Source organism: Pseudonocardia terrae (assembly GCF_021343995.1).
Lineage (GTDB): Bacteria > Actinomycetota > Actinomycetes > Mycobacteriales > Pseudonocardiaceae > Pseudonocardia > Pseudonocardia terrae.
On sequence record NZ_JAJTTE010000044.1, the window covers coordinates 31,106 to 46,459 of the forward strand.

At 75.0% G+C, this 15,354-nt stretch carries 14 protein-coding genes; 5 read left to right on the forward strand and 9 right to left on the reverse strand.

The annotated features are described in order from the left end of the window. Nucleotides 1-20: 20 nt before the first annotated feature. From LWC33_RS25290 to LWC33_RS25305, 4 genes are all read right to left on the reverse strand, one after another. The gene (locus LWC33_RS25290) at nucleotides 21-845 is read right to left on the reverse strand and encodes an SWIM zinc finger family protein (RefSeq protein WP_233307148.1); all 825 of its coding nucleotides are present in this window, start codon (nucleotides 843-845) and stop codon (nucleotides 21-23) included. A gap of 54 nt (nucleotides 846-899) precedes the next feature. Beyond that, nucleotides 900-3,986, reverse strand: coding sequence for a DEAD/DEAH box helicase (locus LWC33_RS25295; protein ID WP_233307150.1), 3,087 nt, complete (start codon nucleotides 3,984-3,986; stop codon nucleotides 900-902). A gap of 189 nt (nucleotides 3,987-4,175) precedes the next feature. Further along, entirely contained in the window at nucleotides 4,176-4,484 is a 309-nt protein-coding gene (locus tag LWC33_RS25300) for a GNAT family N-acetyltransferase (protein WP_233307152.1), read from the reverse strand. Then, nucleotides 4,481-5,482, reverse strand: coding sequence for a pirin family protein (locus tag LWC33_RS25305; RefSeq protein WP_233307154.1), 1,002 nt, complete (start codon nucleotides 5,480-5,482; stop codon nucleotides 4,481-4,483). Before LWC33_RS25305 ends, LWC33_RS25300 begins: the two co-directional genes overlap by 4 nt. A gap of 90 nt (nucleotides 5,483-5,572) precedes the next feature. Between LWC33_RS25305 and LWC33_RS25310 the strand changes: the two genes are divergently transcribed. Genes LWC33_RS25310 through LWC33_RS25320 form a run of 3 tightly spaced genes read left to right on the forward strand, consistent with a single transcriptional unit; the run spans nucleotide 5,573 to nucleotide 7,517 of the window. Further along, on the forward strand, nucleotides 5,573-6,133 hold the full coding sequence (locus LWC33_RS25310) for a GNAT family N-acetyltransferase (protein ID WP_233307156.1): 561 nt from the start codon (nucleotides 5,573-5,575) through the stop codon (nucleotides 6,131-6,133). A gap of 47 nt (nucleotides 6,134-6,180) precedes the next feature. Next, on the forward strand, nucleotides 6,181-7,068 hold the full coding sequence (locus LWC33_RS25315; RefSeq protein WP_233307159.1) for an SMP-30/gluconolactonase/LRE family protein: 888 nt from the start codon (nucleotides 6,181-6,183) through the stop codon (nucleotides 7,066-7,068). Nucleotides 7,069-7,079: 11 nt separating this feature from the next. After that, complete coding sequence (locus tag LWC33_RS25320) at nucleotides 7,080-7,517, forward strand: TIGR03668 family PPOX class F420-dependent oxidoreductase (RefSeq protein ID WP_233307161.1); 438 nt, start codon at nucleotides 7,080-7,082, stop codon at nucleotides 7,515-7,517. A 4-nt stretch (nucleotides 7,518-7,521) separates the two neighbouring features. On the opposite strand, the gene LWC33_RS25325 is transcribed toward LWC33_RS25320, so the two are convergent. The 3 genes from LWC33_RS25325 to LWC33_RS25335 are packed head-to-tail and all read right to left on the reverse strand — an operon-like array spanning nucleotide 7,522 to nucleotide 9,241. Further along, nucleotides 7,522-8,265, reverse strand: coding sequence for an alpha/beta fold hydrolase (locus LWC33_RS25325; protein ID WP_233307163.1), 744 nt, complete (start codon nucleotides 8,263-8,265; stop codon nucleotides 7,522-7,524). Beyond that, nucleotides 8,262-8,627: an MmcQ/YjbR family DNA-binding protein gene (locus tag LWC33_RS25330; protein ID WP_233307165.1), complete on the reverse strand. Its 366-nt coding sequence runs from the start codon at nucleotides 8,625-8,627 to the stop codon at nucleotides 8,262-8,264. Before LWC33_RS25330 ends, LWC33_RS25325 begins: the two co-directional genes overlap by 4 nt. Beyond that, the gene (locus LWC33_RS25335; RefSeq protein ID WP_233307166.1) at nucleotides 8,624-9,241 is read right to left on the reverse strand and encodes a helix-turn-helix domain-containing protein; all 618 of its coding nucleotides are present in this window, start codon (nucleotides 9,239-9,241) and stop codon (nucleotides 8,624-8,626) included. Before LWC33_RS25335 ends, LWC33_RS25330 begins: the two co-directional genes overlap by 4 nt. Before the next feature lie 53 nt (nucleotides 9,242-9,294). Here LWC33_RS25335 and LWC33_RS35670 point away from each other — a divergent pair, with 53 nt between their 5' ends. Both LWC33_RS35670 and LWC33_RS25355 read left to right on the forward strand, forming a co-directional pair. Then, nucleotides 9,295-11,709, forward strand: coding sequence for a SpoIIE family protein phosphatase (locus LWC33_RS35670; RefSeq protein ID WP_305080892.1), 2,415 nt, complete (start codon nucleotides 9,295-9,297; stop codon nucleotides 11,707-11,709). A 40-nt stretch (nucleotides 11,710-11,749) separates the two neighbouring features. Further along, nucleotides 11,750-12,373: a nucleoside/nucleotide kinase family protein gene (locus LWC33_RS25355; RefSeq protein WP_233307167.1), complete on the forward strand. Its 624-nt coding sequence runs from the start codon at nucleotides 11,750-11,752 to the stop codon at nucleotides 12,371-12,373. A 54-nt stretch (nucleotides 12,374-12,427) separates the two neighbouring features. Here LWC33_RS25355 and LWC33_RS25360 read toward each other — a convergent pair whose 3' ends face one another. Together LWC33_RS25360 and LWC33_RS25365 are read right to left on the reverse strand one after the other, a co-directional pair. After that, complete coding sequence (locus LWC33_RS25360) at nucleotides 12,428-12,646, reverse strand: hypothetical protein (protein WP_233307168.1); 219 nt, start codon at nucleotides 12,644-12,646, stop codon at nucleotides 12,428-12,430. 36 nt (nucleotides 12,647-12,682) lie between these two features. Further along, nucleotides 12,683-15,301, reverse strand: a complete 2,619-nt coding sequence (locus LWC33_RS25365; RefSeq protein ID WP_233307169.1) for a transglycosylase domain-containing protein — start codon at nucleotides 15,299-15,301, stop codon at nucleotides 12,683-12,685. Between the last annotated feature and the right edge of the window lie 53 nt (nucleotides 15,302-15,354).

Genomic DNA, 15,354 nt, shown 5'->3' on the forward strand with positions numbered 1-15,354 from the left:
CTATGGCTCCATAGTGCTGCTCACTTCGGCAGCTGGTCGTAGGCCGGCCGGAGCAGGTCGCGGACCTTGTGCCGGCGGACCTCGATCGGCAGCTCCGGCACCTGCTCGAGCAGCGCGCCCGGCTCCGGCTCGGCCGGTGCGAACCGGGTGAGGTCGAGCGCGCCGGCCGCGTAGAAGTCGTCGAGCAGCTCGCCGAGGGGACGCGAATCGTCCTCGACCGCGGCCTCGGGTGCCGCAGTGCTGCCGCGGCGGCGGCGCAGGTTGGCCAGCAGGGTCTCCCGGTCCCGCCCGCGCAGGGCCAGGACCTCGAACGGGTCCGCGTCGAACCGTTCCGCGAGCAGATAGAACACGGCCGCGAGGTGCTTGCACGGCACCGTGGGGTCCGGACACGTGCAGTCCATCGACAGGTCGCGCTGCGAGGTGGGGAAAAGCGCGAGGCCGAGCCCGGCGAACAGGTCCTCGATCTCCGTGGGCATCCCGCCGGCCAGCAGGGTGGCGGCGTACCACGCGTCGTCGGCCAGGGCCTGCTCCGCGCGCGACCAGTCCTGCTTGCCCCACGCCGGGATGCCGATGCGGACCTTGTACGGGGTCGGCCGGGTGCCCTGCACGAGCGCGACCACCGAACCCGCGTCGACCACGCAGGACACGATCTGCCCGGAGCGGGCGTAGCTGCGGCCGCGATGCAGCCGCCCGCCGACGCCGAGCGCCTCGAGCACGACGAGGAACCGCTTGGACCACCACGTGCGCGCGACGGTGCCGCGGGTGGAGTGGATCTGGATCCCGTTCTCCACGCGCAGCGGGCGCTTCGGATGGTCCTCCTGCGCCCAGAAGGGCTGGTCACTCATCGGTGGCCCCCCTCGTCGGTCGTCTCGTCGTCGGTCGTCCCGGTCGTCGGCTTCTCAGTCATCGGCGACCGCCTCCGCGCCCAGGGCGAAGACGGACCGCAGCTCGCTGGTGCCGAGCTCGGTGAGCCACCCCTCGCCGTCGCTGATCACCATGTCCGACAACGCCTTCTTCGACTCGATCAGCGCGTCGATCCGCTCCTCGACGGTGCCGGGGCAGACGAACTTGCGCACCTGGACCGTGCGCCCCTGGCCGATCCGGAACGCCCGGTCCGTCGCCTGCTCCTCGACGGCCGGGTTCCACCAGCGGTCCAGGTGCACGACGTGGTTGGCCGCGGTCAGCGTGAGACCCGTGCCGCCGGCCTTGAGCGAGAGCAGGAAGATCGACGGGCCGTCGCCGGACTGGAAGCGCTCCACCATCGCGTCCCGCTGCTTCTTCGGGGTGCCGCCGTGCAGGTACAGCACCTCCTGGTCGAAGCGGGCGGACAGGTGCGGCACCAGCATCGAGGCGAACTCGGTGAACTGCGAGAACAGCAGCACCTTGTCGCCCTCGGCGAGGATCTCGGCGAGCAGCTCCTCCAGGCGCGCGACCTTGCCGGAGCGCTTGCCGATCGGGGAGCCGTCGTGCAGCAGCTGGGCGGGGTGGTTGCAGACCTGCTTGAGCTTGGCCATGGCGGCCAGGACGTTGCCGCGGCGCTGGATGCCGACCGAGTCCTCGATCTTCTCCATCATGTCGTCGACGATCGTGCGGTAGAGCGAGGCCTGCTCGCGCGTGAGGTGGTACTCCTGCGTGATCTCGATCTTCTCGGGCAGGTCGTCGATCACCGTGGGGTCGGTCTTCAGCCGGCGCAGCAGGTACGGCCGGGTGATGCGGCGCAGCGTCTCCGCGGCCTCCGGGCTGCCGTGCCGCTCGATCGGCACCGCGAACCGCTGCCGGAAGCGTTCCGGGGTGCCGAGCATGCCGGGGTTGAGGAAGTCCATGATCGACGACAGCTCGGCCAGCCGGTTCTCCATCGGCGTGCCGGTGAGCGCGATGCGGTGTCCGGCGACGATCCGGCGAGCGGCCTTGGACGGGGCTGCATTGCTGTTCTTGATCGCCTGCGCCTCGTCGAGCACCAGGCGGTGCCAGGGCAGCGCCTCCAGCTCCTCGATGTCCCGGGACGCGGTGCCGTAGGTCGTGACCACGATGTCCGTGTCGGCCAGTCGCGCGCGCAGGGCCTCTCCGCGCGGGCGGCCGGGGCCGTGGTGGGCGTGGACGCGCAGGTCCGGGGCGAACCGCGCGGCCTCCCGCTGCCAGGTGCCGACCAGCGACATGGGGCAGAGGATCAGGGTGGGGCCGGGAGCTGCGTCGAGGGTCGGGTCCGTACGCTCCCCCTCCGCCTCTCGCTCGCGCGCCTCCAGGGCCAGGAGCTGGATCGTCTTGCCGAGGCCCATGTCGTCCGCCAGGCAGGCGCCGAGGCCGAGCGACGCGAGGAACGCCAGCCAGGACAGCCCCCGCTTCTGGTACGGCCGCAGCTCGGCCCGGAAGCCGGCCGGCGGGTCGAGCGGTTCGAGTGTGCGGTCGGCCGTGCCGCCGAGCAGGTCCCCGATCCAGCCCTCGGCCGCCACCGAGGTGATCGGCAGGGGCGTGTCCACCGCGCCCTGGGCGAGGCCGAGCGCGTCGGCCACCGTGCCGGTACCACGCCGCCCGTTCTGCCGGCGCAGGAAATCCAGGCCGCGGGCCAGCGCGTCGGCGTCGACGCTCACCCACTGCCCGCGGATCCGCACGAGCTTGGCCTTGGCCGCGACCAGCGCGGCGATCTCCTCCTCGTCGAGCTCCTCGTCGCCGGCGGCGAGGGTCCACCGGAACCGGGCGAGCTCCTCCCGACCCAGGCCGCCGCGGGTGACGACGCCCGGCGCCGCGGGCGAGGACACCGACAGCCGCAGCCCGAGCGGGCGCCGCCCGTTCCACCCTGCCGGGAGCTGCACGCCGAAGCCGGCCGCGAGCAGGCGCGCGGCGTCCTCGGTGAGGAAGCGGTGGGCCTCGTCGAGCTCGAGGTCGAGCTCCTCCGGCCGGGCCCGGCGCAGCGCGCCGGCGAGCGGCGGGTAGACGAGCGCGGCCCGGCCCAGCTCGGCCAGCAGCAGCTCCTGCGCGGAGGTGATGAGCCGGTCGGCGCGCCCCGCCCACACGTCGTCGGCCGGCAGTACCAGGCTGGGGTCCTCGGTCGACTGCAGCTGAAACTCGAGGACCCAGCGCGTGCCGTCGCCGGTCTGGTCCAACGGGTCGTCCCCGGGGTCGGCGGGGTCGTGCAGCGTGCCGATCTCGGACAACCGGAAGGTGGCGCGGGCCGGCCCGGTCTCCTCGGTGGTGACCGCGTCCCACGGGGCCAGTGCGTCGGCCAGCGTGGCGAGCTCCCGTTCGGTGGCCTCGAACCGCGGGTCCGGGCCGTCGAGGGCGGTGAGCCAGGCCTCGGTGGCGGGCAGCGCCTTCGGTGCGCGGCCGCGGCGCGGCGGCACGAGGGCGACCGGGGTGTCTGCAAGGGCGAGGCGTTCGCGGACCGCCGCGTCGACCAGCGAGTCCAGCGCGGCGTCGATCAGCAGCTCCGGGGAGTGGCCGGCGGTGTCGCCGGAGCGCCGCTGCTCGGCGCGGGCCACCGGGGGCAGCGCGTCGACCAGCGACCGGCGGGCCACCGCGTCGAGACCCTGCACGACGGGCCGCCACCGCGCCTCGGGCCCGGGCCGCAGCGTGGGCAGGACGCGCCCGCGGGCAGCCAGGTCGTCGGCGAACGCCGCGAGCGCCCGCAGGTGGGCGACGGAGGCGCCGTAGCGCACGTCGTCGGCCGGGTCGGCCAGCTCGCCCGGCTCGACGACGACCGCCGGCACCGTCCACGGGGTCAGCGACACCTCGGCCGACCGCCGCCCGGGCGCCCGACGGCGCACCAGCTCGGGCGACTCCACCGGTCCGCTCGCGCGAGAGGGGAGCAGCAAGGTCAGCGAGGTCTGCTTGCCCGGGTGGATCCCGGCGAGCTGCGACGCCGGCACCGCGAACGGGTGCGGCCGGGCAGTGCGCAGCGAGCGGCGCGAGGTGGTCGCGGGGCGCTCGCCGTCCTCCGCCCAGAGCACGACACCCCGGGCCGGGGACCAGAGACCGTGGACGACGAGCACGGGGTCAGGCTACGAGCCACCTCCGACAGTTCCGCACTCCCGGCGCGGTCACCCGTAGATCGGCGGTGTCAGGACACCGAACGACACATCCCGGGCGACGACGATGTGCAACTCGGTAGCCCGAAAATGCCGACTCGCGGAAGCCGCGGCCCCGACTCGCGGAAGCTCGGGGCCCGGCGCGAGCGCGGTCTACATTGAGTACAGCGGTCGGGCCTCGACCGGGACGAGGTCGACGTAGTCCGGGTGCTTCTCGATCCAGCCCCGGATGAACGGGCAGTCCGGGTACACCGCCAGGCCACGCGTCCGGGCGGCGTCCAGCGCGAACCGGGCGAGCTTGCCGCCCAGGCCCTGGCCCTCGTACATCGAGTCGACCTCGGTGTGGACGAACCTGATCGTGCCGGGCTCGACCTTGTACTGCGCGAAGCCGGCCAGCCTCCCGTCGACGTGGATCTCGAAGCGCGACCACTCGGCGACGTCGAGGATCATGGGTTCGGTCATGCCTGCGATCCTCCCAGAGCGGACCCGCCGAGGCTCCCGTGCGGCACGTACGAGGCGGGGATCACGCCGAGCTTCCCCTTCTGGTAGTCCTCGAAGGCCTGCAGCACCTCGTCGCGGGTGTTCATCACGAACGGGCCGCCCCACGCGATGGGCTCGCGGATCGGCCGCCCGCCGAGCAGCACGACGTCGAGCGCCGGGGTGCGCGAGTCCTGCCCGCGGTTCCCGGCCACCGTGATCAGGTCGCCCGGCCCGAACAGCGCCAGCTGACCCTCCCGGACCGGCCGGTCGTCCTTGCCGACGGTGCCGGCGCCGGACAGCACGTAGACCAGGGCGTTGAAGTCCCGCCGCCACGGCAGCCGCATCCTCGCGCCGGGGGAGACGGTCGCGTGCATCATCGCCATCGGCGTGTAGGTCGACCCGGGGCCCTCGTGCCCGGCCAGCTCGCCGGCGATCACCCGGATCAGGGCGCCGCCGTCGGGCGTGGTGAGCAGCGCGGCCTCGCGGGCGCGCAGGTCCTGGTACTTCGGCTCCAGCCACTTGTCGGCCTGCGGCAGGTTCACCCACAGCTGCAGGCCGTGGAACAGCCCGCCGCTCGCGACCAGCGCCTCCGGCGGCCGCTCGATGTGCAGCAGCCCGCCGCCGGCCGTCATCCACTGGGTGTCGCCGTTGGTGATGTTCCCGCCGCCACCGTGGCTGTCCTGGTGCTCGAACTCGCCGTCGATGATGTAGGTGACGGTCTCGAAGCCGCGGTGCGGGTGCCACGACGTGCCCTTGGGCTCACCCGGCGCGTACTCCACCTCGCCCATCTGGTCCATGTGCAGGAAGGGGTCGAGGTCGCGCAGGTCGACCCCCTGGAACGCGCGGCGGACGGGGAAACCCTCGCCCTCGTACCCGCGGGGTGCGGTGGTGACCGAGCGCACGCCGCGGTCGAGGTCGGTGGGACCGGGCTCGGGGACGCGCGGCAGCGCGGTGACGTCGGCGACGGTGACGGCGGGCATCGGGAACCTCCCGGATCGGCGGGCATCTTGTTGAGCTCGCAAGTATCGGGCTCAACCATGGCGGGACCCGTGGTGTTCCATCATGGTCCCGTGGAACGTCCCGTCCGGCCCGCGACCCTCGACGACCTGCCCGCCGTCGCGGCGGTCTACGCCCCCTACGTCGAGCGCACGGTCACGACCTTCGACGAGGACGTCCCCGACCTGGACACCTGGCAGGCCAAGCTCGCCGCGCTCACCGCGGGCGCACTGCCCTTCCTCGTCGCCGAGATCGACGGGCGGGTCGCCGGGTTCGCCTACGCCTCGCCCTGGCGGGGCGCCAAGCCCGCCTACCGCCGGACCGTGGAGAACACCGTGTACCTCGCCGAGGCCGCGGCCGGGCGGGGCCTGGGCGGGGCGCTGCTGGGCCGCCTGCTCGACGAGTGCCGCGCAGCCGGGTTCGAGCAGGTCGTCGCGGTGATCGCGGATCCGGAGGGCAACCCGGCCTCGGTCGCGCTGCACCGGCGGGCCGGGTTCCACGAGGTCGGGGTGCTGCGCGGGGTCGGGCGCAAGCACGGCCGCGTCCTCGACACTGCGCTCTGGCAGCGCTCGCTCACCGGGGGGCGCGTGATCGTCGGACGGTCTCGACCCGCCGCCCGCCCCGGACCAGACTGACCCGGTCGCCCCCGCGCCGGAGCGGGGGCCGGACCGGAGGGGGTCGCGTGGCCGAGCCGACCGTCGTGCTGGAGAAGCTGTCGTTCCTGGAGGGCCCGCGCTGGCTCGGGGGCCGGGTCTGGGTGAGCGACTTCTACACACACCGGGTGCTCAGCGCCGAGGCCGACGGCAGTGACCTGCGGGTCGAGGCGACCGTGCCGGCCCAGCCGTCGGGGACCGGGCTGCTGCCCGACGGCAGGCTGCTGATCGCGTCGATGCGGGACCGGAAGATCCTGCGCCGCGAGCAGGACGGCACCCTGGTCACGCACGCCGACCTGAGCGGGCTCTCCCGCGGGGTGCTCAACGACATGGCGGTCGACCGGCAGGGACGGTGTTGGGTCGGGTGCTTCGGCTTCGACCTCATGGCGGGGGCCGACCTGGAGCCCGGGCTGGTCATGAGGGTCGACCCGGACGGGTCCGCCGAGGTCGTGGCCGAGGAGGTCTACTTCCCGAACGGCACCGTGATCCGGGGCGACACCCTGGTCGTCGCGGAGAGCTTCGGGAACCGGATGTCCGCCTACGACATCCGCCCGGACGGCTCGCTCGGCGGCCGGCGCGACTGGGCGCGGTTCGGCGAGCTGCCCACCACCCGGAACGTGGGCGAGATGCTGCCGGGGCTGGCCGTGGTGCCGGACGGGATCGCCGATCCCGACGCCGAGGGCGCGATCTGGGTCGCCGACGCGGACCACCACCGTGCGATCCGGGTCCGCGAGGGCGGGGAGATCCTCGACGAGGTCACCGTCGGCGACCTGCAGACCTACGCGGTGGCGCTGGGCGGCGCGGAGGGCCGCACCCTCTTCCTGGCCGCCGCCCCGAGCTTCCTCGAGCACGAGCGCCGGGACACCCGGGACGCGGTGCTGCTGTCGACGCGGGTCGACGTCCCGCTCGCGCACTGACGGACGGGGTCGTGCCGTCCCTCGACGAGCGCGCGTGCCGGGAGCGGCTCGCGGCGCACCCCGTCGCCCGGCTCGCCACGCTGCGCGCCGACGGCACGCCTCGGCTCGTCCCGATCACCTACGCGCTGGTCGACGGCCTGGTCTGCTCCGCGGTCGACGAGGTGAAGCCGAAACGGGGGCCGCGGCTGGCGCGGCTCGCCGACGTCGCCCGGGACCCGCGCGCCGCCGTCGTCGTCGACGAGTACGCCGACGACTGGGCGCGGCTGTGGTGGGTCCGGGTCGACGGCACCGCGGCCGTCCACGAGGCCGGCGCCGACGATCCGGGCGGGCTGCGCGAGCGGGCGCTCGACGCCCTGCAGGCGAAGTACCCGCCCTACCGGGACGCCCGCCCGCGGGGGCCGCTGCTGGTCCTGACCCCGACGGCGATCACCGGCTGGGCGGCGCGCTGACCGGTCACAGGCCGGCCAGCCAGCCCGCGACGGTGGCGTCGACGAGGCCGGGGCGTTCGAGGTGCGGGGCGTGGCCGCTGTGGAGGAGCAGCAGGTCGATGTCCGCCTGCGCGGCGTCGCGGACGGCCTCGACGTGCACGGCGGTGCCGTAGGGGTCGGCGTCGCCCTGGATCCCCAGGACGGGGCAGGTGATCCCGGCGAGCTCGGGCCGCAGGTCCCAGTCCCGGAAGGCCGGGTCGAGCCAGACGTCGTTCCAGTTGCGGAAGCATACCTCGGCGTCGCGGTGGTGCCGGGCCATCCGCCGGGCCAGGTCGCCGGAGTCGAAGGCGCGCTTGGCCTCCTCGATCGCCCGCAGCCCGATCTCCTCGACGAGCACGTGCGGGGCCAGCACCACCAGGCCCGACACGGGCAGGGCCGCGGCGGCGAGCAGCGCGATCGAGCCGCCGTCGCTGTGCCCGACGAGGACCGGTTCGCCGAGGTCGAGGGCCTCGACCAGGGCCGGCACGACGGTCGTGGCCTCCTCGTGCGCGAAGCGGATCGTGTGCTTGGCGGACGGCAGGTCCGAGAAGCCGTGGCCGAGCCGGGAGTAGGCGACCGCCCGCCGGCCCGTGGCCTCGGCGATCCGCCGGTGGAAGCCGCGCCAGAGCCCGACCGATCCCAACCCCTCGTGCAGGAACAGCAGCGGTGCGCCGGTCCCGGGGACGTCCTCGTACTCGTAGGCGGCGCCGTCGATCTCGACCCGGTTCACGCCCGGGAGTCTAGGAGCGAGATCAGCCTCCGCGGGGCCACGGTGCGGTAGGCGTCCGCGACGAGCTCGGCGATCTCCTCCCAGTCGACCTCGACGTCGAGCCGCACGCCCACCCAGCCACGGGTACCGACGTAGGGCGGCCGGAAGAAGCGCTCCGGGTCCGCCGCGACGAGCTCCTCCTGCACCCCGGGCGGCGCGGCGCACCAGAAGGCGAGCCGGTCGTCGTGGTGGTGGTCGGCGAACGTCACGAAGGTCTTGCGCACGCACCAGGTGGGCTCGCCGTGGCTGACCCTCTCGGTGACCTCGGGCAGCGTCAGGCACAGCGCACGCAGCCGGTCGAGCGCGGTCGGGCCGGCGGTCACGGCACCACCGGGCGGTAGGTCCCGAAGCACCAGACGTCGCCCTCCGGGTCGGTCATCACGGGGCCGGGGGTGAGCCCGAGGGTGCCGCTGAGGAAGTCGAGCGCGGCGCGCGGGTCGTCGTAGCGCAGTGTCATGTGGATGCGGCCACCGACGACCAGCCCGGCCGCGCGTTCGAAGCGCAGCACCCGGGCCGCGGCCTTCGGGGCCGGCCCGACCTGCGCGCGGAACCGGTCGAGCAGGTGCCGGCGGCTCCAGCCCGTCTCGACGGCCAGCTCGGCGATCCCGACCGCCCCGGCCCGGCGCACGAGGGTCTGCCAGGCCCACGCGACCTCGGGGTCGGGCGTCCTGACCCGGTCGGCGAGCAGCCGGCCGGCGAGGAACGCCTCGACACGGGCGAACCGCCGCGGCCAGTCCGGGGCGTCGGCGAGCCGGCCGGGCAGCGCCGCGAGACCGGGGTCGCCGAGCTCGTCGAGGGCGGGGACGGCGCCGGTGAGCTCGGCCGTGGGCCGGCGGAGCAGCACGAACACCCCGAGCGGCGTGAGGTCCACCTGCACCCCGTGCTGGTGGCGCAGGGCGGGATGTGGCGTCACGGTCACGTACTCGCCCGGCTCCACCGCCCGAGTGTGGCCCGTTTCGCCCGATCGGCGTCAACCCCCATAATGCGCGGATGCACGGCCCGCAGGCACAGCTCGCGGCGGAGGTCGTCGCCGACCTGCCGGTGGGCCTGTTCGCGCTCGACGCCACCGGCGGTGTGCTCCTGTGGAGCGCGGAGGCCGCGCGGCTGACGGGCTGGTCGGCGGACGCGGTGATCGGCCGCAGCGGCGTCGAGCGCGTCCGGCCGCCGGTCGACCTGGCCGCGGCCCGGGACATGCTCGCCCGCGCCCGCTCCGGGCGGGTCAGCGACCCGTTGCCCGCCGTCGTGCCCACGGGCCGCCTCCTCTACGTCCACGCCGCGCCCGGCTCGGGTGAGGTCGCCGTGGTCGGGGTGCTGCAGGACGCCACGGACGCGCGGGCCGGCGTCGAGGCCTTCTCGCTGCTCGACGCGCTCTGGCAGAACGCCCCGGTCGGGCTCGCCTACTTCGACCAGGACCTGCGGTACCGGCGGGTGAACGCCGCGGTCACCTCGCTCGACGGCGGCACGGCCGACGACCGCGTCGGCCGCACCCTCGAGGAGGTCCACGGCGAGACGGGAGCCCGGATCGCCGGGCTGCTGCGCCGGGTGCTCGAGGAGGACCGGCCGCTCACCGAGGCACCGCTCACCGGGCGGCTCTGGCACGGGCGCGGACCGGAGCAGACGTGGGTGCTCAACTCCTACCCGGTGCACGACCGCGACGGCAGCGTGCTCGGTGCCGGGCTGGTCGTCGTGGACATCACCGAGACCGAGCACACCCGGCGCGAGCTCGCCGAGCTGGCCGGGGCCCGCGAGTCGCTGCTGCGCCGCTACCGCAGCCTCGTCGACGCCACCTCCGCGGCGGTGTGGATCCGCGAGCCCGACGGCAGCGCGCGCGAGGACTCGCCGAGCTACCGCGTCGTCACCGGGCAGGCCCCGCAGGAGTACGCCGGCTGGGGGTTCCTCGACGCCATCCACCCCGAGGACCGGCTGCGCAAGCGCGCGGCGTGGGAGGCGGCGGTCGCCCGGGCGCGGGCGGGCGGGGACGCGAGCTTCGAGCACGTCCACCGGCTGCGCACGGCCGGGGCCGGATACCGGTGGTTCCGGTCGCGGGCCGTCGCGGTCCGCGAGGACGACCGGCTCGTCGAGTGGGTCGGCACCGAGACCGACATCGACGACGAGTTCCGGTCCCGGCACCGGCTCGACGTCCTGGCCGGGGCGACCCTCGCGGTCAACAGGGCGCTCGACCCGGAGACCGAGCTGCTCGCCCTGGCCGACGCGGTCGTGCCGGAGTTCGCCGATCTCTGCCGGGTCTACCTGGTCGACGAGGCCCGGCCGCTCGGCACCGGACACCCGGTGCACGGTCGTCGCTCGGTCACCCGGGCCGCGCCGGGCCTGCCCCCGGTGCCCGGCGACATCGGTCCCGACGGCGCGGCACGCTTCGTGTTCGGCGCCGACCACCCGCTGGCCCGCAGCGTGCGGACCGGCCGGCCGGAGCTCGAGCTCGACCCGCTCGGCGTCGAGCACTGGGCCGGCACGCCGGAGATGTTCGCCTGGGCGCGCGAGGTGCGGATGAACTCCCGGCTGGTCGCCCCGGTGATCTCCGGGGGCCGGGTCGTCGCGGGCCTGTTGTTCGCGAGCTGCGGCGAACGGGTGCCCTACACCCCCGACGACCTGGCGCTGGTCACCGAGCTGGCCGCGCGGGCGTCGGCCGCCGTCGAGCACGGGCGGCGGTTCCAGCAGACCCGCGAGGTGTCGCTCGCGCTGCAGGAGTCGATGCTCACCGAACCGCCGGCCATGCCCGAGATCGGCATCCGCGGGATCGAGGTCGCCGCCCGCTACCGCCCGGCGGCGGCGGAGCTGGAGGTCGGCGGCGACTGGTACGACGTGTTCCGGTTGCCCTTCGGGGACCTCGCCCTCGCGGTCGGCGACGTCGCCGGCCACGACCTGGCCGCCGCCGCGACCATGGGACAGCTGCGCAGCATGCTGCGCGCGCTGGCCTTCGACAGCGACGGCGCCCCGTCCGACGTGCTGCGCCGGCTCGACCGGGTCGCCTCCCGGCTCGACGTCACCCGCTTCACCACGCTCCTGCACGGCCGCGTCCTGCTCCGCGGCGCGCAGCGGTTCTTCCGCTGGTCCAACGCGGGGCATCCGCTCCCGCTGGTCCTCGGGGCGGACGGGACCGCCCGCTACGCCACCGGGGCCGTCGACGTCGTGCTCGGGGTGGATCCGGACCGCTTGCGGCACGACCAGGAGATCGAGCTGGTCCCGGGCGCCACGCTCGTGCTCTACACCGACGGGCTCGCCGAGCGGCGCGACGACGTCGACGACCGCGGCGCCCGCGAGCTGCTCGCCCTCGCCGAGGCCGGGGCGCACCTGGATCTGGAGGCCCTCTGCGACCACCTGGTGTCCGGGACGACCGCCGACACCGGCGACGACATCGTCGTGCTGGCCCTGCGGTACCGGGTCTGACGGGCCCGGACGGTCCGCGGCGTCCGCGTAGGCTCCCGGCATGATCGACCCGGTCGCCCGCGCGACGGCCCTCGCCGCGGACGGACGGGCCCTGCTGGGCATCGCCGGTGCGCCCGGCTCGGGCAAGACCACGCTCGCGGCGCACCTGGCCGCCGCCGTCCCGGGCGCGGTGCACGTGCCGATGGACGGTTTCCACCTGGCGGACGTCGCGCTCGACCGGCTCGGGCGGCGGGACCGCAAGGGCGCCCCGGACACGTTCGACGCCGCCGGCTACCTCGCGCTGTTGCGCCGGCTGCGTGCGGGGGAGCCCGGCCCGGTGTACGCGCCGATGTTCGAGCGGGACCTGGAGCAGCCGCTGGCCGGGGCGATCGCGGTGCCGCCGGAGGCCCGGCTGGTGGTGACCGAGGGCAACTACCTGCTGCTGCCGGACGCGCCGTGGCCCGCGGTCGCCGCCGAGCTCAGCGAGGTGTGGTTCTGCGACCTGCGCGAGGACCTGCGGCTGCGCCGGCTCGTGGACCGGCACGTCCGGTTCGGCAAGGCGCCCGAGGTGGCGGAGGAGTGGGTACGACGGGTGGACGGGCCCAACGCCGAACGGGTGGTCGCGACCCGGGACCGGGCGCACGTGGTGGTGCCCAGCGCGGTGCTGGAGACCCTCGGCCCGTGACCGCGTCGCTCGACGCGGCCCGGCGCGGTGTTCGGCGCGGGGATCGGCGCGCGCTCAGCGCCAGGGGGTGACCCGGGCGCGCCGCGACAGCCGGACCTCGCACTCGATGCCGGCCGGGTCGAGCCCCGTGAGCACGGCGATCAGGTCGCGGGCGGCCGCCTCGGCGTCGCGCAGGTCGCGGACCGCGGTGGCGGCCTCGATCTCCGGCACGTAGAGCACCAGGGTGCGGTCCGACGGCCAGGCGTCGACCGCGAACCGCCGCGGGCTGCTCACCCCTCCCACGGTAGTCGCGCCGACACGCGGAGGCACTCAGCCGCAGGGCGTGAGCGTGCAGTCCTGCCGCTGGGCCGTCGGCGGGGAGCCGGGGGCCGTCGTCGGGGTCTCCTCGCCGGACAGCGGCTCGTCCCGGTCCGGCAGGGAGCTGCTCCCCGGGTGCGGCTCCGTCGTCGGGACCGCCGACGCCGCGGGCGGGGGTGGCGGGACCTCCGACGGCGCGCTCGGCGGCGCGCTGGGCGTGGGCGTCGGGGAGGGCGTCGCGTTGGGCGGCAGGTCCGAGGCGGGCTCGCCGATCGGCTTGTAGGTGCCGAACCCGTCCTGCTGCGGCTCGTTCTGGACGGCCTGCTTCATGAAGGTCTGCCACATCTCGCCGGGCAGGGTCTTGCCCTCGACCGGGGTGCCCGACGCCGTGCGGATCGGCGAGTTCATGTCGGTGCCGATCCACACCGCCGTGGCCAGGTCCGGGGTGAAGCCGGAGAACCAGGCGTCGTTGTTCTGGCCCTCGAACCGGGACTGCACCGTGCCGGTCTTGCCCGCGACCGGCCGGCCGATGCCGAGCCCGTCGGTCGGGGCCACGCCGAGCATGGCCTCGACGGTGTTGCGCGCGACCTGCTCGCTGAACCGCCGCTCGCCCTGGGAGCCCGGCGCCTCGTAGAGCACCCGGTCGTCCGCGGTCACCACCTTCGAGATGAAGTGCGGGGCGTGCCAGACGCCGCCGTCGGCGATCGTGGCGTAGGCCGAGGCCAGCTCCAGCGGCGTGACCTCCTTGTTCCCGAGCGCCAGCCGGGCGTCGGGGCTGTCCAGCGGAGAGGTGATCCCCGCCGCGCGGGCGGCCGCGGCGACGTTCTCGGGGCCGACCTCGGCCGCCAGCTTCGTGAAGATGACGTTGTTGGAGAGCGTCATCGCCTGTTTGATGTCGCAGCGGGGGCAGTCGGCGCCCTCGGCGTTGCGCAGGCCGGTCTCCTCGCTGCCGTCGAACACGGTGCCGAGGCCGATCGGCGGGTCGTGGTTCAGGGCGGCGAGCACCACGAACGGCTTGAACGTGGAGCCGGGCTGCTTGCTCACCCGCGCATAGTCGAGACCCACGCCGTTGTCGCCGCCGTAGTACGCGCTGACCCCGCCGGTCTTGGGGTCGATCGCGACGACGGCCGAGCGCAGGTTGCCCGGCTGCCCGTCGAGGGTCTTCTGCGCGGCGTCGACCGCCCGCCGCTGCTGCTCCGGATCGATCGTGGTGGTGATGCGCAGGCCGTCCTGGGCCATCTCCTGGTCGGTGATGCCCAGCGAGTCCAGCTCCGCCTTCACCGCATTGACGACGTGTCCCCGGCTGTCCGAGAAGGAACCGCTGCCCGGGGCGGCCTTGCGCTGCTGGGTGGCGGGGAAGGTGGCGGCGGCGCGGTCAGCGGGGGAGAGCCAGCCCTGGCCCACCATGCCGTCCATCACGAAGTCCCAGCGCTGCACGGCCTTGCCCGGGTCGATCGCGGGGTCCCAGCGCGACGGCGACTGGATCACCCCGGCCAGCAGCGCGCCCTCCGACACGGTCAGCTGCCCGACGTCCTTGCCGAAGTAGGCCTGGCTCGCCGACTGGACGCCGTAGGCACCGCGGCCGAAGTAGATCGTGTTCAGGTAGTCGGTGAGGATCTCGTCCTTCGACTTCTCCTGGTTGACCTTCAGCGACACGATCAGCTCCTTGTACTTGCGCCACAAGGAGACCTGGTCGCCGACCAGGGCGTTCTTCACGTACTGCTGGGTGATCGTCGACCCGCCGCCGACGCCGCCCCGCATCTGGTTCCACACCGCGCGCAGGATGCCGGTGAAGTCGAAGCCCGGGTTGGAGTAGAAGCTGCGGTCCTCCGCGGACAGCACGGCCTCGCGGACGTGCACCGGGATCTGGTCGACCGTGACCTTGGTCCGGTTGCCCTGCTCGGGGACGAGCCGGGTGAGGTCGGCGCCGTCGGCGTAGGAGATGGTCGCGACCTGGTTGTTGACGGCGTCGTCGGCGGTCGGGACGGAGAACGCGAGCCAGCCGATCCCGAGGAACAGCAGCGGCAGCAGGACGAGGGCGGCGGCCCCGCCGAGGAGGCCCCACTTGACGCGCCGTCGCCGACGGGCGGTGCGCTCCGCCGGGGTGAGCGGGCGGCGGTGCGCCGACCCGCCCAGACGGCGGCGCAGCAGGTCGAGCGGGCCCTGCGGGCCGGTGGCCTCGGGCGCGGGGGTCAGTCCGGTGGCGGTGCCGGTCGCCTTCTTCGGGTCCGGGGTCTGCCACCAGCCGACGCCGGTGCGCGAGCGGCGGCTGTGGGCGCGGGGGACCGCGGCGCGGCGGGTCTGCCCGGTGGTCCGGGTCGTGCCCGTCGTGCCGGTCCCGCTGCGCGCGGCGGTGCCGGTGCTGCGCGAACGGGCGGGCCGCCCGTCTCCGCGGGAGGGGATCGACCGCGGGGGCGGGTTCGACGGCGGGTCCCCGCCCGGGCGCCGCGGCGGGGGCGGCAGCGGGCGGCCCGACCCCGGGGGAGCCGGGACGGGGCCCGGGCGGCCCGGGAGGTCCGGACGCGCGGGCGGGGGCAGGGGGCGGGCCGGCGGGGCGGTGCGGGGACGCGGGTGCTGCGGCGGGCCCTGTCGGCTCGCGCGCGGCGCCGGTCCGTGACCTCCTCCGGGCACTGTCGCTCGTCCTCCCCCGTCGTCCGCCGTCCGTTCCGGCCCGATGCCGCACG

Bases quoted from the DNA above. Each gene is read 5' to 3' on its own strand.
- LWC33_RS25300 (WP_233307152.1), bottom strand. From the start codon at position 4,484: ATGACCGAACCCATGATCCTCGACGTCGCCGAGTGGTCGCGCTTCGAG.
- LWC33_RS35670 (WP_305080892.1), top strand. From the start codon at position 9,295: ATGCACGGCCCGCAGGCACAGCTCGCGGCGGAGGTCGTCGCCGACCTG.
- LWC33_RS25290 (WP_233307148.1), bottom strand. From the start codon at position 845: ATGAGTGACCAGCCCTTCTGGGCGCAGGAGGACCATCCGAAGCGCCCG.
- LWC33_RS25355 (WP_233307167.1), top strand. From the start codon at position 11,750: ATGATCGACCCGGTCGCCCGCGCGACGGCCCTCGCCGCGGACGGACGG.
- LWC33_RS25305 (WP_233307154.1), bottom strand. From the start codon at position 5,482: ATGCCCGCCGTCACCGTCGCCGACGTCACCGCGCTGCCGCGCGTCCCC.